18 protein-coding genes are annotated in these 21,604 nt (G+C 61.4%); 12 read left to right on the forward strand and 6 right to left on the reverse strand.

The window, feature by feature from the left end; all coding sequences use genetic code 11:
• Positions 1-26: 26 nt before the first annotated feature.
• From K0V07_RS11715 to K0V07_RS11725, 3 genes are all read left to right on the forward strand, one after another.
• Positions 27-971, forward strand: a complete 945-nt coding sequence (locus K0V07_RS11715; protein ID WP_220621578.1) for a Gfo/Idh/MocA family oxidoreductase — start codon at positions 27-29, stop codon at positions 969-971.
• Between the two features lie 140 nt (positions 972-1,111).
• On the forward strand, positions 1,112-2,266 hold the full coding sequence (lpxB, locus tag K0V07_RS11720) for a lipid-A-disaccharide synthase (protein ID WP_220621579.1): 1,155 nt from the start codon (positions 1,112-1,114) through the stop codon (positions 2,264-2,266).
• Between the two features lie 339 nt (positions 2,267-2,605).
• The gene (locus tag K0V07_RS11725; protein WP_220621580.1) at positions 2,606-5,188 is read left to right on the forward strand and encodes a U32 family peptidase; all 2,583 of its coding nucleotides are present in this window, start codon (positions 2,606-2,608) and stop codon (positions 5,186-5,188) included.
• A 52-nt stretch (positions 5,189-5,240) separates the two neighbouring features.
• On the opposite strand, the gene K0V07_RS11730 is transcribed toward K0V07_RS11725, so the two are convergent.
• Positions 5,241-6,314 (reverse strand): alkene reductase, encoded by a 1,074-nt coding sequence (locus tag K0V07_RS11730; protein ID WP_220621581.1) that lies wholly within the window; start codon positions 6,312-6,314, stop codon positions 5,241-5,243.
• Positions 6,315-6,407: 93 nt separating this feature from the next.
• On the opposite strand from K0V07_RS11730, the gene K0V07_RS11735 reads away from it, so the two are divergent.
• From K0V07_RS11735 to K0V07_RS11745, 3 genes are all read left to right on the forward strand, one after another.
• Positions 6,408-6,716, forward strand: coding sequence for a winged helix-turn-helix domain-containing protein (locus K0V07_RS11735; protein WP_220621582.1), 309 nt, complete (start codon positions 6,408-6,410; stop codon positions 6,714-6,716).
• Positions 6,717-6,788: 72 nt separating this feature from the next.
• Complete coding sequence (locus tag K0V07_RS11740) at positions 6,789-7,874, forward strand: alpha/beta hydrolase (RefSeq protein ID WP_220621583.1); 1,086 nt, start codon at positions 6,789-6,791, stop codon at positions 7,872-7,874.
• A 145-nt stretch (positions 7,875-8,019) separates the two neighbouring features.
• Positions 8,020-8,487 (forward strand): YhcH/YjgK/YiaL family protein, encoded by a 468-nt coding sequence (locus K0V07_RS11745; protein ID WP_220621584.1) that lies wholly within the window; start codon positions 8,020-8,022, stop codon positions 8,485-8,487.
• A 205-nt stretch (positions 8,488-8,692) separates the two neighbouring features.
• Here the strand turns inward: K0V07_RS11745 and K0V07_RS11750 are convergent, their stop codons facing one another.
• Together K0V07_RS11750 and K0V07_RS11755 are read right to left on the reverse strand one after the other, a co-directional pair.
• Positions 8,693-9,433 (reverse strand): helix-turn-helix domain-containing protein, encoded by a 741-nt coding sequence (locus tag K0V07_RS11750; RefSeq protein WP_220621585.1) that lies wholly within the window; start codon positions 9,431-9,433, stop codon positions 8,693-8,695.
• Positions 9,433-10,953 carry a sulfatase-like hydrolase/transferase gene (locus tag K0V07_RS11755; RefSeq protein WP_220621586.1) on the reverse strand — a complete coding sequence of 507 codons (1,521 nt, stop codon included), beginning with the start codon at positions 10,951-10,953 and terminating at the stop codon, positions 9,433-9,435. Before K0V07_RS11755 ends, K0V07_RS11750 begins: the two co-directional genes overlap by 1 nt.
• A 239-nt stretch (positions 10,954-11,192) precedes the next feature.
• Between K0V07_RS11755 and nhaD the strand changes: the two genes are divergently transcribed.
• Together nhaD and K0V07_RS11765 are read left to right on the forward strand one after the other, a co-directional pair.
• The gene (nhaD, locus tag K0V07_RS11760; protein ID WP_220621587.1) at positions 11,193-12,551 is read left to right on the forward strand and encodes a sodium:proton antiporter NhaD; all 1,359 of its coding nucleotides are present in this window, start codon (positions 11,193-11,195) and stop codon (positions 12,549-12,551) included.
• A gap of 96 nt (positions 12,552-12,647) precedes the next feature.
• A complete protein-coding gene (locus tag K0V07_RS11765; protein WP_220621588.1) occupies positions 12,648-13,592 on the forward strand; it encodes an aldo/keto reductase in 945 nt (314 codons plus the stop codon).
• A gap of 27 nt (positions 13,593-13,619) precedes the next feature.
• Here K0V07_RS11765 and K0V07_RS11770 read toward each other — a convergent pair whose 3' ends face one another.
• The 3 genes from K0V07_RS11770 to K0V07_RS11780 form a co-directional block, all read right to left on the reverse strand.
• The gene (locus K0V07_RS11770; RefSeq protein WP_220621589.1) at positions 13,620-14,153 is read right to left on the reverse strand and encodes a nucleoside deaminase; all 534 of its coding nucleotides are present in this window, start codon (positions 14,151-14,153) and stop codon (positions 13,620-13,622) included.
• A 175-nt stretch (positions 14,154-14,328) separates the two neighbouring features.
• Positions 14,329-15,849, reverse strand: a complete 1,521-nt coding sequence (locus tag K0V07_RS11775) for a pyridoxal-phosphate dependent enzyme (RefSeq protein ID WP_220621590.1) — start codon at positions 15,847-15,849, stop codon at positions 14,329-14,331.
• Positions 15,850-16,178: 329 nt separating this feature from the next.
• Positions 16,179-17,246: a class I fructose-bisphosphate aldolase gene (locus K0V07_RS11780; protein WP_220621591.1), complete on the reverse strand. Its 1,068-nt coding sequence runs from the start codon at positions 17,244-17,246 to the stop codon at positions 16,179-16,181.
• 263 nt (positions 17,247-17,509) lie between these two features.
• On the opposite strand from K0V07_RS11780, the gene fbaA reads away from it, so the two are divergent.
• The 4 genes from fbaA to K0V07_RS11800 all read left to right on the forward strand — a co-directional run bounded on the left by fbaA (position 17,510) and on the right by K0V07_RS11800 (position 21,575).
• Positions 17,510-18,541, forward strand: coding sequence for a class II fructose-bisphosphate aldolase (gene fbaA, locus K0V07_RS11785; protein ID WP_220621592.1), 1,032 nt, complete (start codon positions 17,510-17,512; stop codon positions 18,539-18,541).
• A gap of 255 nt (positions 18,542-18,796) precedes the next feature.
• Complete coding sequence (locus K0V07_RS11790) at positions 18,797-19,666, forward strand: 3'-5' exonuclease (protein WP_220621593.1); 870 nt, start codon at positions 18,797-18,799, stop codon at positions 19,664-19,666.
• A 580-nt stretch (positions 19,667-20,246) separates the two neighbouring features.
• Positions 20,247-20,993: a 2,3-diphosphoglycerate-dependent phosphoglycerate mutase gene (gpmA, locus tag K0V07_RS11795; RefSeq protein WP_220621594.1), complete on the forward strand. Its 747-nt coding sequence runs from the start codon at positions 20,247-20,249 to the stop codon at positions 20,991-20,993.
• 21 nt (positions 20,994-21,014) lie between these two features.
• Positions 21,015-21,575 (forward strand): hypothetical protein, encoded by a 561-nt coding sequence (locus K0V07_RS11800; protein ID WP_220621595.1) that lies wholly within the window; start codon positions 21,015-21,017, stop codon positions 21,573-21,575.
• The last annotated feature ends 29 nt before the right edge of the window (positions 21,576-21,604 follow it).

Below are 21,604 nucleotides of genomic sequence, written 5' to 3' on the forward strand. Positions count from 1 at the left end.
CATTTTAGCCTCTAGTTTAGACGTTTATGGCAGATAAGACCCCTTTGCGTTGCGGGGTGGCCGGGGTCGGGTACCTCGGGCAGCACCACGCTCGGATCTACAACCAGCTCCCCGGCTGTGAACTGGCCGGTGTCTATGACGCCGACCCCAAACGCGCCCGCGAGATCGCCAAGCAGCACGGGAACGCCCATGTGTGCGAAACCCTCGACGAGCTCGGCGAGCGCTGCGAGGCCATCAGCGTCGCCGTCCCGACCGACCGCCACACCGAGGTCGCCCTGCCTCTGCTGGAGAAAAATTGCCACCTGCTGATCGAGAAGCCCATCTGCCCCACACTGGAAGAGGCTGAGCAGATCACCGAGGCCGCCGCCTCGCGCGGCCTGCTGGTGCAGGTTGGCCACATCGAGCACTACAACCCGGTCATGGGCTTTCTGGAAAAGCACGTCAAGGACCCGCGTTTCATCACCGCGGACCGCCTGGCGGAGTTCAAGATCCGAGGAGTCGAGGTCAGCGTCGTGCTCGACCTGATGATCCATGACATCGGCGTCATCCTGCAGCTCGTGAAGTCGCCGCTGGTGCGCGTGGACTCGGTCGGGGTCAACGTCCTGACCAAGAGTGAGGACATCGCCAACGCCCGCCTGACCTTTGAAAACGGCTGCGTGGCCAACATCAACACCAGCCGCGTCAGCCGCAAGCCGGTGCGCGAGATCCGCGTCTTCCAGCCCAACGCCTACCTCTCGCTCAACTTCGCCGAGCAAAAGGGCCACCTCATCCGCAAGGGTAAGCTCGGCCTGAGCAAGAAGAACATCCCGATCGAGAAGGGCGAGCCGCTCCTGCTGGAGCTGGATTCCTTTACCGACGCCGTGCGTAAGCACACCGCCCCCAAGGTGGACGCCGCCCTCGGCCGCAGCGCCCTGGAGGTCGCCCTCAAAATCACCCAGCAGATCCGCGACGCCAACGCTCTGCGCGGGTAGTGTTTTTAGCTAACCGCAAAGGACGCAAAGAGCGCGAAGAAGAAACACAAAACAACGCCGTGCCACTGTCTCTAGGGGACAGGTCTTTTACGGAATATCTTCGCGTCCTTCGTGCACTTTGCGGTTAAAAGTATTTATCCATGCCCCTACCAGCAGCCAACAGTCAGCCCGATCTGCTCATCCTGGCCGGTGAGCACTCCGGTGACCAGCACGCGGCCCGCCTTCTGCGCGAGCTGCGGGCGGAGCGTTCGGGCCTGACGGTGTGCGCCATCGGCGGCGAGGAGTTGGAAAAGGCCGGGGCGCAGTTGTTGTTCGATCTCACCCAGCACTCGGTGGTGGGCCTGTTCGAGGTTTTAAAGAACTACGGTTTTTTTAAAGACCTTTTCGAGCAGACCGTGGCGTGGATCAAGGAGCACAATCCGCGCGCGATCTGCTTTGTCGATTATCCGGGCTTTAACCTCCGGCTGGCCGAGCGCCTGCAAAAGGAGGGCATCAGCGTGAAGGGCGGGGGAGAGGTCCAACTGCTCTACTACATCAGCCCGCAGATCTGGGCCTGGAAGGGCCACCGGCGCTTCAAGATGGCCAAGCTGCTCGACTCGCTCGCGGTGATTTTTCCGTTCGAGGTCAAGTGCTACGACGACACCGAGCTGCCCGTGGCCTACGTGGGCCACCCCTTTACCGCAGATGACTACGAGCTCCCGCTGTGCTACGATGCAAAGGGACCGGTCCTGCTCCTGCCCGGCAGCCGCAAGACACCCGTACGGCGCATCTTCCCGCTCATGCTGCACGCGTTGGAGCGTTATTTTCAGCAAAACCCGGACAGCCCGCGCCGAGCGGTGGCCATCTATCCCGGCGAAGCCATTGCCGCCGTGCTGCGCGAGCAGCTCGCGCATTTTCCTTCCTTGAAGGATCGGCTCAGTTTGGAGCCGGGAGGCTCTGTCGCCTCGGCTTCCGCGGTGATGACCAGCTCGGGCACGATGTCTCTCAACTGCGCACTGGCAGCCATCCCCGGCGTGATCGTGTACCGCGCCAACCCGCTCACGTACTTCATCGGGCGGCGTCTGGTCAGCATCGACCGCCTCGGCATCGCCAACATCCTGCTCGGTCGCGATGTGTACCCCGAGTACCTGCAAGGCGCGGCCACGCCCACTGCTTTGTCTGCCGAGCTGGTGTCCTGCCTCGATGAGCCTTCCCGCCTCACGGCGATGCAAGAGGCCGCCGCCGAGCTGCTCCACCTCCTCGGCGAAGAGCGTGAAATCTCTCCCGCCCAGTGGCTGGGCGGATTTCTGGAGTAGGGGAGAAGTACGGCTTTTTGCGGGGCTACGCGCCCCGCACCCGCGACGGAGTGCCTCCGTTGGCATTGATGGGGCTATGCCCCATCGCTCCTTGCCGTCGCTGCCCCAATAGCGGATTGTTCGCATTCATTGGGACGATCAGTTTTTATGTTTGTCATCTCAGCGATTAGTGAAAGCAGCTTCGCTGCTTTCACTAATCGCTGACACGATGCGTAGCATCGAAAGTGCAGCCTTGGCTGCCGCGGGGTCTGGGGGTGCGTAGCCCCCAGAAGAAACCGAGCATTCATGAGCGCTTGCTAAAGGCGGGAAAATGCGTTCCCTGTGGGTGGTTTACTTGCGATGGGAAAACTTTTACCAAAACGTCTCGGTACGTCCGGGGCACAGGATGCGCCTCTGCTGCGCAAGCCCGAGCTGCTCGCGCCGGCGGGGGATTGGGAGTGCGCCCGTGCGGCGATCGAGAACGGCGCGGACGCGGTTTACTTCGGGCTGGAGCAGTTCAACGCCCGCATGCGCGCGCACAACTTTTCCACCGCTGAGCTGCCGGATATCATGGCCCGCCTGCACGAGCGCGGCGTGCGTGGCTATGTGACGTTTAACACGCTCATCTTCGCCAACGAAATGCCCGAGGCGGAGGAGTTTCTGCGTAAAATCATCGCTGCCGGCGTGGACGCAGCCATTGTGCAGGACGTTGGCGCTTGCCGCCTGATTCGGCAGCTTTCGCCGGATTTTCCCATCCATGCCTCTACGCAGATGAGCGTGACCAGCGAGGCCGGGGTACGCTTCGCCAATGAGCTGGGCTGCTCGCTCGTCGTGCTGGCCCGTGAGTGCTCGCTGGCCGAGATCAGCGCGATCCGTGAGAAGTGCGCGACCGACGGGCTGGAGCTGCCGCTGGAGATTTTTGTCCATGGCGCGCTGTGCGTTGCCTACTCGGGCCAATGTTTGACCAGCGAGGCTCTCGGTGGGCGCTCCGCCAACCGGGGCGAGTGTGCGCAGGCCTGCCGCTTGCCTTACGAGTTGATCAGCGACGGCGAGCTCGTCGAGCTGGGCGAGCGTCGCTACCTGCTCAGCCCGCAGGACCTGGCCGGGCTCAGTGCCCTGCCGCAGGTCGTGCGCGCAGGGGTGGCCTCTCTGAAGATCGAGGGCCGCCTGAAGACGCCCGAGTACGTCTCCGCCGTGACTGGGGTCTATCGCCGCGCGCTCGATAAGGCCTGGGAGGAGCTTGTCCCGGATGATGATGAAAACCCAATCGCCCCTGTATCCAAAAAGAATGACAGCGAGGATCTGTCGCCGGAGCAGCAGCGCTACCGGCTCGATATGACTTTTTCCCGTGGGTTCCATACGGGTTGGCTGGAGGGCATCGACAACCGTCAGCTCGTGCATGCGCGCTTCGGTAAAAAGCGCGGCGTGCGCGTGGGCTCGGTGATGGCCGCCAGCCCGCAGGGGCTGCTCGTAGATCTGGAGGGGCCGGTCAAGCCCGGTGACGGCGTAGTCGTGGACCAGGGCCGCCCGGATCTGCCGGAGGCTGGCGGGAACGTCAACGCCGTCGAGCCGCAGGGGAAACTTACCCTGCTGCGTCTGCACGGGGACGCCTTGCGCCGCGTGCGCGTGGAGGAGGGTGCTATTGTTTGGAAGACCGCCGACCCCGCGCTCGATCGCGAGCTGCGGCAGAGTTTTGAGGTTGAGCAACCGCGCTACAAGCGTCCGCTGACAGTGACGGTCGAGGGCGCAGCCGGTCAGCCGCTCCGCCTGACCTTGGCGGATGAGGAGGGCTTTGAAGCGGTTGCCGAGTCTGAGCAGGCGCTGGAGCCTGCGCAGAATAAACCCCTCGATGAGGCCGTACTTCGTAAGCAGCTCGGTCGCCTCGGGGATACGCCGTTCCGCCTCGCCCGGCTCGATAACCGCCTGCCCACCGGGCTCATGCTGCCCCTTTCCCTACTCAATGCCTGCCGCCGTCTCGCGGTCGAGCGCCTGCAGGAAAAACGGCGTACCGGTCGCCGGTGGACTTTGATCGAACCCGCGCCGGGGCAGAGCGCACTGTCCGCGGCTACTGCGGACATCAAGCCCCTGCCCGTGCAAGAGACTGCGGAGCTGATCCCGCTGGTGCGCTCGATGGAGCAGCTGGAGGCTGCTCTGGAGCATGCCGGTGGCGACATCTATGTCGAGCTGGAGGACCCGAAGCGCTACCCGCAGGCGGTCGAGCGTGTGCGTGCCGCCGGTGGCGAACATACGGTCTGGGTGGCTCCGCCGCGTATTTTCAAGAGCGGTGAGGACTGGATTATCAAGCAGCTCTTCAAGTGCGGTGCGGACGGGTTTCTGGCCCGCAACCATGAGCACCTGCGCGCCCTGCAGGGGCAGCGCCTGCGCGGGGATTTCTCGCTCAATGTCGCCAACGCCCTGAGCGCGCAGTGGTTCATCGAGCGTTGGGGGCTGGAGCGACTGACCTGCTCCTACGATCTCAATGCCTCGCAGCTTGCCTCTCTGCTGGAGTCGGCACCGCCCGCGTGGTTCGAGGTCACGCTGCATCAGCACATGCCCATGTTTCACATGGAGCACTGCGTTTTTTGCGCCTTTCTGTCGGAGGGTAAGGACTTCCGCGACTGCGGGAGACCCTGCGACAGCCACGCGGTCAGCCTGCGTGACCGCACCGGGGCCGAGCACCCGCTGAAGGCCGATGCCGGTTGCCGCAACACACTCTTTAATGCGCGGGCGCAGACGGGCGCGGAGTTCGCGCAGGACCTGCTCGGGCTCGGCGTGCGGCACTACCGGATCGAGTTTCTAAATGAAAGCCCGCAGGAGGTGCGCGATGCGCTCCGCCGCTACGCGGCGCTCCTGCGCGGTGAGATCAGCGGTACGCAGCTCTGGCACGAGCTGAAGCTCGTCAACCAGCTTGGCGTGACCCGCGGAACCCTCCGCGGTACGTGACCCGGTATGGTCACGCACCGAACGGATGAGGTTGCGCTGTCGTTAAAATCCACTACGCCGTGGCGAGGGCCGGGTAGTCAATGTAGCCACCGGGTCCGGATGCGTAGAAGGTGTCGGACTGCGGCTCATTGAGGGGAGCCCCGGAGGCCAGACGGGCGGGCAGGTCCGGGTTGGCGATGAAGAGCTTGCCCCAGGCGGCGGCATCGGCTTCGCCCTTGGAGATGAGGGCGTCAGCGGTAGCTGCGTCGAGCTCCTGGTTGGCGATAAGTACGCCCCCGAATATCTGCTTCATCAGCGGACTCAGGCGCGGTTCTTCCTGGGACTCGCGAGTGAAGATGAAGGCGAGGCCGCGCTTGCCGGCTTCACGGGCCACGTAGCTGAAGGTTTCCTCCAGGTTCGAGTCGCCCATGTCATGGCTGTCGGCACGCGGGGCCAGGTGAAGGCCGACGCGGTCCGCGCCCCAGACAGAGATAGCGGCATCGATGGCCTCAAACATAAAGCGTGCACGGTTCTCGATAGAGCCGCCGTATTCGTCGGTGCGCTTGTTCGTGCGGTCCTGCAGGAACTGGTCGGGCAGGTAGCCGTTAGCACCATGGAGTTCTACGCCGTCGAAGCCTGCGCGCTTGGCATTCTCGGCACCGCGACGGTAGGCCTCGATGATGCCGGGGATTTCGTCGGTTTCCAGGGCGCGCGGGGTTTCGTAGCCCTTCATCGGGCGAACGAGGCTGACGTGCCCGGCGGGCTTGATCGCGCTCGGGGCGACAGGCAGCTCGCCGTCGAGGTAGATCGGGTCGGAGATGCGCCCCACATGCCAGAGCTGGAGGACGATGCGTCCGCCTTCGGCGTGTACGGCCTCAGTGATCTTTTTCCAGCCCGCGACCTGCTCATCGTTCCAGATGCCGGGGGTGTTCGGATAGCCGACGCCCATCGGGGTGACAGAGGTCGCCTCGGTTATGATGAGGCCTGCTCCGGCGCGCTGCCGGTAGTACTCGATCATCATCTCATTAGGCACGCGATCACTGCCGGTGCGGCAGCGCGTCAGCGGCGCCATGATGACGCGGTTGGGGAGGTTCCAGGCGCCAACCTGGAGCGGTTCGAAAAGCGGTGATGTCGTTGTTGTTTTCATTGTTCGATTTAAACCGAACATACATGCCTTTTCACTTTCGTCAAATCTGATGTTTGATTTTTATCGAACTATGTGGTCCATTAGTCATGCGTTATGAAAACCTATAGCCATCCCGAGTTGAGTGAAGTACCCCTGAGCACTGCCATGCAGGCCCTGGCTGACCCGGCGCGGATGGCTATCCTGCGCGCAGCGATGGAGTCGGGAGAAATCGCCTGTAACGAAATCTCGCTGAAACTGAGCAAGGCAACGGTCTCGCACCACTTTGAGACGCTGCGTGAGGCCGGGCTGATCCGCACCCGCGTAGTCGGTACGAAGTGCCTGTCAGCGGTGCGGCGCGAAGAGTTCGACCAACGCTTTCCGGGGCTGCTGGAGCTGGTTTTCAAGGAGGCGCCGCAGGGCTAGGCTGCTCGTCAGTCCGGAGAAACTTCTGCCCGGCACGGGTTGAAAAGCCGAGAGGGGCGAGCATAGTAGGGCATGCGTTACCTACTGCTTGTCACCGTAGTGGCCCTGCTCGGGCATCTCCACGCCGCCGAGCCCGGCATTCGTCTGGAGGGCGTGCCATCGCCGTTCCCGACGCACACGTACAGCTTCACCAGTCAGGGACAGCAGCTGGAAATGGTTTATATGGACGTAAAGCCCCAGGGTGAGCCCAAGGGTGCCGTTCTCCTGCTGCACGGTAAAAACTTCTCCGGCACGTATTTTGGGGAAACGGCCCAGGCTCTCGTTGACGCTGGCTACCGGGTCATCATGCCGGATCAGATTGGCTTCGGTAAGTCAAGTAAGCCGGGCTATTACCAGTTCAGCTTTGCTCAGTTGGCGCAAAATACCTACGGGCTGCTCAAAGAGGTCGGGGTAGAGCGGGTCAATGTCCTCGGCCACTCCATGGGCGGGATGGTGGCCACGCGCTTCGCGCTCATGTACCCGCAGCTCACGCAGAGCCTCACGCTGCTCAACCCCATCGGTCTCGAAGACTGGAAGGCCAAGGGCGTGCCCTACCGCAGTGTCGATGAGTGGTATCAGGGCGAGCTGAAGAAGACCCCCGAAAAGATAAAAGCCTACCAGCTCGACTCCTACTACGACGGCCAGTGGAAGGATGCCTACCAGCCGTGGGTGGACGAGCTGTCGAGCTTCATCGAAAGCCCCGACTATCCCCGCATGGCCTGGGATCAGGCCCTGACCTACGACATGATCTTTACGCAGCCGGTGGTCTACGAGTTTCCCGACCTGCAGATGCCGGTGCTGCTGATCATCGGGCAGCGCGACACCACGGCACTGGGTAAGGACCGCGCTCCGCCGCAGATCCGGCGCACGCTGGGGAACTACCCGCAGCTCGGACGGGAAACCGCGCAGGCCATCCCGGAGTCCGTCCTCGTAGAGCTGGATGGCATCGGCCACCTGCCGCATATCGAGGCCTTTGAGCGTTTCATGCCGCCCTTGCTGGCTTTCCTTCAGGCTGCTGACGCGAGAACACCGGCGGAGCGCCGCGCGAACTATGCCGCCGCTTCGCAGGGGCTGCCCGATCCGTTTGTCCTCAAGCCAGCCTCGACCACCAAGCAGTAGGGAGCGCTTTACCCGAAAAGTTCCGGTCTATGGGCTTGCCTGTTACGGGGCGAGGGGTGCACGATGGAAGGATTCCGTGGCGCAGCCCGACTCATGTAGGGGAGAGCGTGTCATGGTTTTTAACGACACACGATTTCGCACCCCGATGATTTACGACCAACTGAACCAACAGGCCCTCTACCGCAACTGCCATCCCGGCCTCGATCTGGCTTTCGATTACCTGCTCAGCTTCGACCCGAAGACCCCCGACGGCCGTGTCGATCTGGACGGTGACAATGTCTTTGCCCTCGTGCAGACCTACACCACCGGACCGGCTCCGGAGCGTAAGTTTGAGGCGCACCACACCTATGTGGACCTGCAGTACACGATCAGCGGTGAGGAGATCATCTACCATGGCTCGTTGGGGACGCTGACCGAGACTGAGCCCTACGATGCCGAGCGCGACGTGGTGTTTTTCAAGGGTGCGGCCGATCAGGCGCTCCACATGACGCCGGGGATGTTCTGCGTACTCTTCCCGCAGGACGGCCATATGCCCGGCTGTTCCCTCAAGGCCGACAGCGAGATCCGCAAGATCGTGATCAAGCTGAAGTGGAGTGCCTCCACTGGCAAATGATGGGGCTCCGCCCCATCGCTCACTACAGTCGCTGCCCCAATCGCAGATCGTTCGCATTCATTGGGACGACCCAGTTTTTGATGCTTTGCTCAGCGATTACTTAAACCAGCAATGCTGGTTTAAGTAATCGCTGACACGATGCGCAGCATCGAAAGTGCAGCCTTCGGCTGCCGCGGGTGCGGGGTGCGCAGCCCCGCGAAAAAACCTATCCCCCCAGACGATCGCGGGCGCTTTCGAGCAGGCGGGTCAGCTGCTCTCGTTTGTGCTCGCAGGCCTCTTGTGTGAGGCAAAAGAATACGCTGCCGAGCTGCTCGCCGTGACGGTAAGCAATCGCCATGCGGCAGACGCCGGGGCGGCTGCGTGAGGTGTCGATGAGCACGTTTCCGGGGCCGCGGGCCGCGCTCAGGCTCGCCTCAAAATTATCCCCCTCGCCGAATGTGCAGTGCGGGCCGTCCAGATGACGCTGGCGCTCCGCCGACGGAAGTTGCTCCAGAATGGCGAGCGCACCGGCGTGGTCAGGCTCGAAGTGCAGGAGCTGTCCGGTGCCGAGGATGCGGATGCCCCCCTCGACCGAGCGCGAACAGAGCGCGTCGATCCGGTCTTCGCCCAGCAGGGTGATGCAGGCGGACTCGTGTGCCTCCTGGGTGAGTCGGTCCAGCACGCGCTGGGCTGTGTCTGCGAGGGTGGGGCGCGCGGCGCTCAGATACGGCCCCCAGGCCCGTACCTGCTGGGTGATCCGGTAGCCGGTGTCGGCATCGCGCTCCAGGTAGCCGTAGCCCTCCAATGCCTTCAGGATGCGCGTGAGGGTCGAGTCCTGCACGCCCGGCAGGGCATCCCGCAACTCGCCAAAGCGCAGGGGGCCGCCGCCCGAGCGTATCAGGTGGTCGAGGAGGGCCAGCCCGCGATCAAGCGCGGGGAGGCCCGGTTTAGAAGTCGATTTAAGCATCAGGCACCGTAGACCCGGGGCATGGGCAGCACTTCCTTGGCCATCTCGGCCTGGAGGAAACGCTGGAGCAGCCGCGTCTTCACGGCGGCATAGTCCGGATCATCGAAGCGATTTTCAAACTCGCCGGGATCTTTTTCAAGGTCGTAAAGCTCGCCCTCGTCGTAGGCGTGATAAACAGTCAGCTTGTAGCGGGCATCGACATAGGTCTTCAGTTCGGCGATGCCGGGCTCGTGGTTGTTCTCGACGATGCAGTGGTCGCGGGCGCTCTCGGCCTTACCCTCCCAGACGGCGAGCTGGTCGACGCCCGTCATCTTCTGCGGCTTCGGCATACCGGCGGCTGCGAGGAAGGTCACGGGCAGGTCGACGAGGCTCTGCAGGGCCTGCGTGCGGCCTCCGGCGGGGATGTGGTTCGGCCAGGCCGCGAGCATCGGGACCTTGACGCCGTCCTCGTAGTGGAAGGGGCCCTTGGCGATGAGCCCGTGGTGCCCGAGGTAGTGGCCGTGGTCCGTGGTAAAGACGATGAGCGTGTTATCGGTCAGTCCGAGCTCGTCGAGCTTGTCGAGTGTCTTACCGATGGCCTGATCCATAAAGGAGACCATGCCGTAGTAGATGGCCAGGTCGCGGCGGGTCTTGGCCTCGTCCTCGACATGGCTGTGTACGCCGTGCATGCACTCGGTGCCCTCCTCGATACCAAAGTCCGCCCGCGTGGCGTCGGTGGACATGGCATAGCGGTGGAAGCGCGGGTTGTGGTCGTGCTCACCGGGGCGGCCCTTGGGGAGCGTGAGTTTATCCGGGTCATACATCGTGTCCCACGGAGCAGGTACCACATAGGAGGGGTGCGGGTCGAAATAGCTGGACCAGAGGAAGAACGGTTCGTCCTGGGCTGCGAACTCATCGAGCAGGGCGTTGGTCCGCTCGGAGATCCAGGTGTTGTAGTGGTACTCCTCGGGGATGTTCCAGCGCCCGTACTGCGGGTCGCTGGTGCCGGTGGGCTTACTGAAGCACTCGCGCCAGTCCTTAAAGCCTTTTTCCTCCATCCACAGGGCGTAATGCTGGCCGACGTGGGCCTCGTCGGTGTGGTTACGGGCCAGCTCGAAGCGGTCGAAGCCGTAGAACGGGCCCTTAAACGTGCGCCAGAAGTCCAGGTCCTGCAGGGTCGGGTAGGCCTCCAGCGAAGGAAACTCGTCGGTGGACTTGAGCGGCTGGAAGTGGGCCTTACCCACGAGGCCGGTGGTGTAGCCCAGTTCGTGCCAGCTGTCGTTAACCGTCGGGATGCTCTCATCGAGCTTGGTGCCGAGGGTGTAGGCCCCGTGCTGGCTCGGATACATGCCGGTGAGCAGGCTGGAGCGAGTCGGCGTGCAGGTGGGGTTCGGGCAGTAGCTGCGGTCAAAGATCATGCCGCGGGCGGCCAGGCGGTCGAGGTTCGGCGTTTTGACCTCCGGGTTGTTATAGCCGATGGCCATCCAGTGCTGCTGGTCGCTTGTGATGAAAAGGATATTGGGGCGCGTGGGCTTACTCATGCTTTCGATTATGAAAGTATATATTAAAAATGAAAGTAAAAAGCGCACAAAATAAAGTGTATCGATTCTCCGAAGCCTCACCTGCCAGGGCCGAGTGAAAGCGGACGGTTACCGAAAACCCCCTATGCATTAGCCGTTCAAATTCACAGCGCGAGTTCGCCTTGTATGTGTCATTTCGATAAGGCTATGCCATTCAGTGTTTGCATAAAATTAGAATATGTAATGTAAATGAAGGCGGTATGGAACCGATAATCGTCGTATTATTCGTGCTGGGCTATCTGGCGATCACGCTGGAGCATCCGCTACGGCTCGACAAAACCGTCCCGGCGTTGCTGATGGCAGTGATCATGTGGACGGTGCTTTCACTTGGCTACCGTGAGGGCTGGTTCTCGGTCATCAACGCGCATGGCGAGGTGCTGCACTTTTCTCCCGATGCGGCTGAGGCCTCGATGGAGGGGCTGAGCGGGATCATCCTTCACCACCTCGGTAAAGCGGCGGAGATTCTGATCTTCCTGATCGGCGCAATGACGATTGTTGAGATCATCGACTTACACCAGGGCTTTGGCATCCTGAAGGGCGCGGTGCGCACGCAGAGCAAGCGCAAGCTCCTGTGGATCACGGGGGTCGGTTCGTTTATCCTGTCCTCGGCGATTGATAACCTCACGGCAACGATCATTCTCGTGACGCTGCTGCGCAAGCTCATCTCGAATCGCGAGGAGCGCATCTGGTATGTGAGTCTGGTCGTGATTGCCGCCAATGCCGGGGGTGCCTGGTCGCCTATCGGGGACGTGACGACCACGATGCTCTGGATCGCCAACAAGGTGACGGCCAGCCACCTGGTGCTGCACACGATCATCCCCTCGATTGTTTGCTTTGTCGTGCCGTACACGATTGCGTCTTTTCTGCCGATTTTCCGCGGAAACCTCTCGGTGGACAACGAGACGGATATGGAGGAAGAGCGTCTGCTCAGCAGCCGAACCATGCTTTGGCTCGGTCTGGGGGCGATTGTCTCGGTCCCGCTGTTCAAGACCTTGACCCACCTGCCGCCGTATATGGGTATCATGCTGGCGCTGGCCATTGTCTGGGCGGTCTCGGAAAGCATCCACCCGGAGAAGGACTTTAAGCAGGCCCGCCGCTACCTGTACTCCTCGAACCGCGCGCTCTCTAAGATCGAGATGTCCAGCATCCTGTTTTTCTGGGGGATTCTGATGGCGGTCGGCGTCCTCGAATCACTCGTCTACGGGACACTTAACGGTGAGCAGATGGGCTCGCTGCGCTACATGGCCGAGAGCCTGCAATCGGTTATCCCGAGTGAAAACGCCGTGGTGATGCTGCTGGGGATGCTCTCCTCGGTGGTGGACAATGTTCCGCTGGTCGCCGCTGCTATCGGGATGTACACCGATCCGCGTGATGCGGCGGTGTGGCAGTTTATCGCGCTCTCGGCGGGGACCGGGGGTAGTCTGCTGATCATCGGCTCGGCCGCCGGGGTGGCTGCCATGGGTATGGAGAAGATCGATTTCCTCTGGTACTTGAAGCGTATTTCGCTGCTCGCGCTGGCGGGATTTTTGTCAGGGGCGGCGGTCTTTCTGGTCCTGTGATAATAGGTCCATAAAGGTCCGCTGATACCTCGCCCCGGTTTTGGAATCCGCATGCTGCCGGTTGCAAGCGGAGTGGGTATGCCTATAGTGCCACCCATGAACCTTATCTCGCTTGGAAATTCGGACATGGAAATCACGCCCATCGGTTTTGGTGCCTGGGCGGTCGGTGGTGACTGGAAATTTGGCTGGGGCCAGCAGGATGACAGCGACTCGATTGGCGCGATCCATCAGGCACTGGAGCTGGGTGTCAACTGGATCGATACCGCTGCCGCATACGGACTGGGGCACTCCGAGGAGGTTGTGGCTCGTGCCCTGGAGGACTGGTCCGGTCCGCGTCCCTATGTTTTTACCAAGTGCGGGATCATCTGGGATGACGCCGGTAAGGTAGACTTTGTCGTCCGCGCCAAGTCCATCCGCCGCGAGATTGAGGCCAGCCTGAAGCGCCTCAAGGTGGACACCATCGACCTCTATCAGATGCACTGGCCCGCCGATGAGCTGGAGGAAACCCTGGAGGGATGGGCCGAAATGGCCAAGCTCAGGGAAGAGGGTAAGGTGCGCTGGATTGGCGTCTCGAACTTTAGCGCCGAGGAGCTGGAAAAAGCTTCGGAGATCGCCCCCATCACGTCTCTGCAGCCGCCGTATTCGCTACTCAAGCGCGAGATCGAAAAGGACGTGCTGCCGTACTGCGGCAAGCACGGGATCGGCGTCATCGTCTACTCGCCGATGGGCTCGGGGATGTTGACCGGAGCCATGACTCGCGAGCGTGCCGCCTCACTGCCCAAGGAGGACTGGCGGACGAACAGCCCCGAATTTCAGGAGCCGAAGCTTTCCGAAAACCTCGCACTCGTTGGCCGTCTGCGTGAAGTCGCTGCCGCCAGCGGTCGTACGCCCGGCGAGGCCGCTATCGCCTGGACCCTGCGCCGCCCGGAAGTGACGGCGGCCATCGTCGGTGGTCGTAACGCCAAGCAGGTAAAGGGCATCATCGGCGCCATGGACTACCGCCTCAGCGGCGTGGAGATCACCCACATCGAGGGCGTCTGAGTTTTTTGGGGCGCTCCCCCCACGCCCTTAGTTGTCGTCTTTGCTTTGGCGCTTGAGCGAGAAGTAGGCTTGGAGCAGGTCGCGGCACTCTTGCTCGAATACACCGCCGTGGACAGTTACCCGGTGGTTGAGCCCCGGCACTTCGTGCAGCGGGGTGGCACCGCCCATGCAGCCCATCTTGGGGTCGCCGACGGCGTAGACGACGTTTGAGAGGCGGGACATGATGCTGGCTCCTGAGCACATGGGGCAGGGCTCCTTGGTCACGTAGAGAGTCGCTCCGTTCAGCCGCCAGTCGCCGATTGCATTGGCAGCCTGCGTGATGGCAAGCATCTCGGCATGCGCGGTCGGGTCGAGCGTGCTCTGGGTGGCGTTGTGGGCGGCAGCGATGACGTCGCCGTTGAGCACGATGATGGCGCCGATGGGCACCTCGTCCTGCCGCCAGGCATCGATGGCGAGGTTGTAGGCCAGCTTCATGAAAAACGTCTCGTCGCGGTTAAGCTGGGACGGATAGACCTTTTCAAAAGGGCAGGGCAGAGGCGGACGTTCGCTTTGGTCGTGCATCGTGAGTCAGAAATGAAAATGGAAAGGTCACAAAGAACACGAAGGAGACACGAAGAAGACAAAGGAATTTTTACCGCAGAGACGGAAAAGCTCGGGGAGGGTACATGCGGTATCTGTAAACAAAGACGCTCTTTTCTTTAAAAGCCTTCGTGTCTTCTTTGTGTCCGTTCAATCCTCACCCGAGGAGCCGGTTCATCTCGCTGTCCTCCAGGATGCGGCAGAGGCGGTAACCCTTGCCGCTGGCGGGGAGGTTGGCTGCGAATGTTTCCCGCACCTCTGCCGACTCGAACTCGATGCCGATGAGGGCGCGGCCCACGCGCTCGCCGGAGTAGCGGTAGTTGAAGTAGCAGAAATTGCCGCGTCCGCGCACGGTGCCGTCCAGAAAGGCGTGCATCGCGCCGGGGCGCTCGTAGAACTCCAGCTCCAGCAGCAGCGGGTGCGTGAGCAGGCGGGCATCGCAGGCGATGGCGCGGTAGCGCACCTCCACGGAGCTGCCCACCTCGGTAAAGGCATACCCACCATCGCGCAGGCGCTCGGTGAGGGCGGCATACTCGGGGTCGGAGCAGGACAGCCCGAAGACCGGCCACGCCTGGTCGGAGTCGTTCTTGCCGTATTGGAAATCAATGATGTTGAGCGAGCCCAGACCGGTCTCCAGCAGGGCAAGCATGGAGCCTGGCCGCTCCGGGATCTCGATACGCAGATGTCTCCGGTGCCCGCCTCCGATACCGGCGGCATCAGAAATACGTGCCAGTTGCCCGAAGTCGAGGTTTGCGCCCGTGGCCACGACCAGCGCCCGCTCAAAGGGATGCTTTGCACGGTCCTTAAGCAGGCCTGCAAGCCCCATCGCGCCGGAGGGCTCCTGCAGGCAGCGCAGCCGCTCCCAGTAGACGCGGATCGCGTCGGAGACCTCGTCGTTGCTCACCGTGATGATGTCATCAAGCACCTCACGGCAGACCTCAAAGGTGGTGTTGCCTGCCTTGCGGACCGCTGTGCCGTCGCAGAAGATGTCCAGCTCGTCCAGACCGACGGGTTTGCCTTCGGTAAACGCGGCTTTCATCGAGGCCTGCCCAGCGCCTTCGACGCCGACGATGCGGATGTCCGGGTAAAAAGTTTTCAGCCAGTTGCCGACGGCCCCGGCCATCCCACCGCCGCCGATCTGCAGATAGGCGACATCAAAGGGGCCTTCGCCGGACATGACTGCCTCGTCGGCCAGGGTGGCCTGTCCGGCCATGACCTGCAGATCGTCATAGGCATGGATGTAGACGCCGCCGGTGGCCTCCGCTTTGGCGAGTGCCGCCGCGTAGGCATCGTCGTAGCCATCCCCGTGCAGGATGATCTCGACCGCGTCGCCCCCGTGCCGGAGGACGGCGCTGCGCTTCACGGCGGGCGTGGTGACGGGCATGTAGACCTGCGCCTTCAACCCCAGCAGCTGGGCCGCCAGGGCAACTCCCTGCGCGTGGTTACCAGCTGAGGCCGCCAGAACGGGCTTGGCGGCTTCCTCCGGCGTCAACTGCGCCATGCGGTTAAACGCGCCGCGCCATTTGTAGGCCTTGATCGCGCACAAATCCTCGCGCTTCACGAACACCTTACCCGGACCGTCGAGCTCGATCTCCTCCAGCGGCGTCGGTGCACCGGCGCGGTACACGCGCTGGCGGGCGAAGAGTGTTTCCTGTCGAAGTTGTCGCAGTATGTCCATGGTCGGTGAGAGTGTGGTCGTATCAAGGGCGAATTTGCGGGCTTACGCAGCCCGCACTCGCGGCAGGCAGATTGCTGGTCCAGCCGGACTCTGCACTTTCGATGCAATGCATCGTGTCAACGATTAGCGAAAACAGCAAAGCTGTTTTCGCTAATCGTTGAAGATGGGGACATTAAAACCGGACTGCCCGAGTTTACGCATGATCCCGTGTCTAACGAATAGCTTCATGGCATTTTCTCCTGAAAATGCCAAGGTGATCCAAAGGATCACAGGTGCAGGACTTCGTCCTGCCGGGGCGGAGCGCCATCAGTGCCAGCGGGGGCACCCCGCTAGGCGATGGTGACTTCGGGGCAGAGGTACACGTCCTGAATGGCGTTGAGGAGCTTGACCCCTTCGGCGAGCGGACGCTGGAAGGCCTTGCGACCGGAGATGAGGCCCATACCGCCGGCGCGCTTGTTGACCACGGCGGTTTTGACCGCGTCGCCAAAGTCGTTCGAGCCGGAAGCGCCACCGGAGTTGATCAAGCCCTGACGGCCCATGTAGCAGTTGGCCACCTGGTAGCGGGTCAGGTCGATCGGGTGGTCGGTGGTCAGCTCGGTGTAGACGCGCTCGTCGATCTTGCCGTAGGAGCTGTTGCCCATGTTGAGCGCCTTGTAGCCGCCGTTGTTCTCGGGAAGCTTCTGTTTAATAATGTCGGCCTGGATGGTGACGCCGAGGTGGTTGGCCTGGCCGGTGAGGTCGGCGGATACGTGGTAGTCGGTGCCGTCTTTCTTAAAGGCCGGGTTGCGCAGGTAGCACCACAGGATGGTGGCCATGCCCAGCTCGTGAGCGCGGGCGAAGGCTTCGGAGACCTCGATGATCTGGCGGTTCGACTCCTCGGAGCCGAAGTAGATGGTCGCGCCAACGGCAGCCGCACCCATGTCGTAGGCCTGCTCGACCGAGCCGAACATGATCTGGTCGGCCTGGTTCGGGTAGGAGAGGAGCTGGTTGTGGTTGATCTTTACGATAAAGGGGATCTTGTGGGCGTATTTGCGGGCGACGGAGCCGAGCACGCCAAAGGTCGAGGCCACGGCGTTGCAGCCGCCTTCGAGGGCGAGCTTGACGATGTTTTCGCTGTCGAAGTAGTCGGGGTTCTTCGCAAAGGACGCGCCACCGCTGTGCTCGATACCCTGGTCCACGGGCAGGATGCTGACATAGCCGGTGCCGGAGAGGCGGCCGGTGTGGAAGAGCCAGTTGAGGTTGTTGAGGACGCGCTGGTTGCGGTCGGTGGAAGCAAAGATACGGTCTACGAAGTCACCGCCGGGCAGGTGAAGACGATCCTTCGAGATGGTCTTGCATTCGTGGGAGAGGAGGTCCTTGGCGGAGTCGCCGAGGTATTCTTCGATCTTGTTGATCATGGGATTTATAGTTGGCGTTTCAGAGATACGGGTGAGTCCCTATGAGGAAATACGACACCTTGGACCCGCGCAACCCGGAAATGTGCCTTGGCTTATCGCTGGTGCGAAAACGGTTACGGTTCTGTTAACGCGTCCGTTTAACGCCGACAGGGCCCATTACCCGGCGGGAAAACGCCGTGAGGCTCACAATGATGTTGATTTTGAGCAAATGCAGTATAAGTTGCACTGCTTCACACAGCTCAATATCTATAACTAAAAGCAATATGCCAGTTGCAACACCGAAGCAGTACGAAGCGATGATCGACGCCGCCCAGAAGGGCAACTATGCCTACCCGGCCGTCAACGTCACTTCGATCACGACCATTAACGCCGCGCTCAAGGCTTTCGCCGACGCCAAGTCTGACGGTATCATCCAAGTCTCCACCGGTGGCGGCCAGTTCGCTTCCGGCCTCGGCGTCAACGACGCTGCTTTCGGCGCGATCGTCCTCGCCGAAGCCACTCACATCCTGGCCGAAAAGTACGACGTCCTCGTCGCCCTGCACACCGACCACTGCCACCCGGAGAAGGTTGACGGCTTCCTCAAGCCGCTGCTCGAAGCCTCCCGCAAGCGCAAGGCCGAAGGCAAGGGTCCGCTCTTCCAGTCCCACATGTTCGACGGCTCCGTCGTACCGCTCGACGAAAATCTGAAGATATCCAAGGAACTCCTCAAGGAGTGTGCCGAGCTGGACATCATCCTCGAAGTCGAAGCCGGCTGCGTTGGTGGTGAAGAAGACGGCCACGACACCTCGGGCCTGCCCGCTGAAAAGCTCTACACGACCCCCGAAGACATGGTCGAAGTTTACGAAGCCCTGAGCCCGATTGGCCGCTTCCTCTTCGCTGCCACCTTCGGTAACGTGCACGGTGCCTACAAGCCCGGTGCTGTGAAGCTCAAGCCGACCATCCTGCGCGACGGCCAGAAGGCTGTCATGGATAAGCACGGTGAAGCTTCCAAGATGGACCTCGTCTTCCACGGCGGTTCCGGCTCCGAGCTGAGCGACATCCGCGAAACCCTCGAATACGGCGTGGTCAAGATGAACATCGACACCGACACGCAGTATGCCTTCACCCGCCCGATCGTGAACCACATCTGCACCAACATCGAAGGTGTGCTCAAGATCGACGGCGAAGTCGGCAACAAGAAGACCTACGACCCGCGCAGCTACCTCAAGAAGGCTGAAAAGAGCATGTGCGAGCGTATGTCCCAGGCTTGCGAAGACCTCTGCTCGGTCGGCAAGACTATCTACGGCACTGTCTAATCACGGTTTCGATAAAAACCATTTCCTGGCCGGGTCCCGTTACGGGGCCCGGCTTTTTTTGTTTAACCATAGAGAGCTGGTGTACGCCATGGCCATTAGGACGTTTGTTTTTCTAACCACGGATTTCACCGATAACGCGGATATTTATCTTATCTCTATCATCCGTGGAATCCGTGGTTCAAATAATCCCTTTCTGAAGCTACCCGCTTTTGGATTGCGCTCTGTGCTCGCCTGGCGCTTAGCTAAGGCCATCCGATGTTTAAGTACGTTCACCCGACGCTTTTCTCTTTCGACGTAGAGTGGATCCCTGATCCCAAGGCCGCGCAGATGCTCTACGGGGTGGCCTACGATCCGCCTCACAACACGCACGACGCATTTAAAAAAATCTGGGCCGAGTCCGGGGCTACCCCCGAGCAGCCGCGCCCGTGGGTGAAGACCGCACTGTGCCGCATCGTCTCCATCTGCGGGATCTTCCGTGAGGCGGGGGCAGCGGGCGGAGTTTCCTTAAAGCTCGTGTCGATGCCGCCGGACGCTTCGGACCCGGAGAAGTGCGCCGAGCCGTACATTATCGAGATGTTTCTGCGGGCCGTGGGCGGCCGTAAACCGCAGCTGGTCGGCTTCAACTCCGTCAACGCTGATGTGCCGATCATCGTGCAGCGGGCGATCATTCACGGGCTGGATAGCCACGGCTTTGCCAAGCGCCCCGAAAAACCCTGGGAGGGGATCGATTATTTTTCCAATGCAGGGGACTTTCATGTGGACTTGGCACATGGGCTTGCGCGCGGTGTGAACACCCCGCGCCTGCACGAGATCGCGACCCTCAGCGGTATCCCCGGTAAGATCGACACGGCGGGTGACCAGGTCTGGGATCTGTACCTGCGCGGTCACACCGACCAGATCGTGAACTACAACGAGTGCGACGCCTTTACCACGCATCTGCTGTGGGCTCGCATGGCTCACTTTGCAGGGCTGCTGGACAAGAAAGCCTACGCGACCGAGCAGGAGGCCGTGCGCCAACTCCTCACCGAATGCGCTGCTCAGGGAAAGACCCACCTGCAAACCTACCTCGACAAGTGGTCCGAGCTGCAGGAAATGATGCAGGTGCGTGACCGCACAGGACATTAAGGGGGCTCCGCCCCTACGCTCCTTTCAGTCGCTACCCCTGAACACGCAGAAAGAATGCTGGTCCAGCCGGTCCTTTCGATACTGCGCATCGTGCCAGCGATTAGTCAAAACAGATGCTCTGCTTTCAACAATCGCTGAGATGGCAAACCTCAAAACTGGGTGCCACCTTTGGGAGAAGTATTTGGTGCTGAGAAAAGGATACGCTTTCTTGGCATTTCTCCATGAAATGCCAAGGCGATGCGGAGCATCACAGGTGCAGGACTATGTCCTGGCGGGGCAGCGAACGATGGGGCAGAGCCCCAAGGACAGAGTCCTTGACCTGTGATCCTTTGGATCACTGATGACTCTGCTAAGGCGGAGTCATGGGCAACAGTGATTGACGCCAACTCAAACGAACCTCGTATGGAATCACTTGCGCAAGGCGTAAAACTTGTCGGCAAATGACCATTGACTGCGAGCGATGGGGCGGAGCCCCATCAATGCTGCTCCAGCCGGAGTGTCCAGTGCGGTCACGCACTTTAGTTTTGACTGCCCGGCGAAAATGGATGGCCTATAAGCTTTCATTTAAAGAACACCTGCTATGTATAAGATCGTACTTCTGCGCCACGGCGAAAGCCAATGGAATCTGGAAAACCGCTTCACCGGCTGGACCGATGTGGACCTGACCGAGAAGGGCGAAGGACAGGCCCGCGAAGCTGGCCACGTGCTGGCCAAGGAAGGCTTCCGTTTCGACATCGCTTTCACCTCCATGCAAACCCGTGCCAACCGCACACTCAATCTCTGCCTGGAGTCCATGGGGCTGACCTTCATCCCCGTCCAGAAGAGCTGGCGCCTGAACGAACGCCACTACGGTGCCCTCCAGGGCCTCGACAAGAGCGAAACCGCCGCCAAGTACGGTGACGACCAGGTGCTCGTATGGCGCCGCAGCTACGACACGCCGCCGCCCGCCCTCGAGCTGAGCGACGAGCGCTTCCCCGGTAATGACCCGCGCTACGCCGACCTGCCCAAGGACGACCTGCCCGCGACCGAGTGTCTGAAGGACTGCGTCGCCCGCTTCCTCCCGTACTGGGACATGGAAATCAAGCCGCAGGTGGCCGCCGGTAAGTCCGTCATCATCGCCGCTCACGGTAACTCCCTGCGCTCCCTTTACAAGCACCTCGCCAAGATCTCCGACGAGGACATCATCGGCGTGAACATCCCGACCGGGATGCCGCTTGTCTTCGAACTCGACGAAAACTTCGAGACCAAGAAGTTCTACTACCTGGGCGACCCCGAGGCCGTAAAAAAGGCCATGGACGCTGTTGCCAATCAGGGCAAGGCCAAGTAGCGTTATTCCGTTATCCACGGAATGCCCGCGAACGACCCAAAACCCGAGTCGGAACTTTCCGCCCCGCAGAAGACACCAGAGGAGCACCTCCCCGAGGAGGCGTCCGATGAGCGTGTGTCAGACTTTGCGGAGGCGTTTGAAGAGATTTTCGCCCATGGCCGCCCCGATCCCTCCAGTTGGATCGGGGTTGGTCTGGACGGAACCCTCGCTTACCACGATGGCAGCGCCATCGACGCTACCAGGATTGGTGATCCCGTGCCCGATATGTTCGCACGGGTGATCGACTGGAGCGCCCGCGGCCACACGGTGAAGGTCTTCACGCCGCGCGCCGCCGACGAGACCGCCAAGGCGCTTGTCGAAAAGTGGCTGGCGGACCATGGCCTGCCCGATCTGGAGGTCACCTGTGAGAAGGACCTGTACATGGTCGAACTCTGGGACACACGCTCGGTTCAGGTCATTGCCAATACCGGACAACCGGTGGGGGAAAGCAGCATCGAGCAGATGCGGCAAGTGTCTGACAATGAGACCCTTTCGCAGGAAGAGGATAAAAGTGCTCCTAATTCAGACCCGGCTGCACAATAGGCTTTTCTCATGCCTCAAAGGCTGCCTAG

Source organism: Ruficoccus sp. ZRK36, assembly GCF_019603315.1.
In the GTDB taxonomy this organism is placed as follows: Bacteria; Verrucomicrobiota; Verrucomicrobiia; order Opitutales; family Cerasicoccaceae; genus Ruficoccus.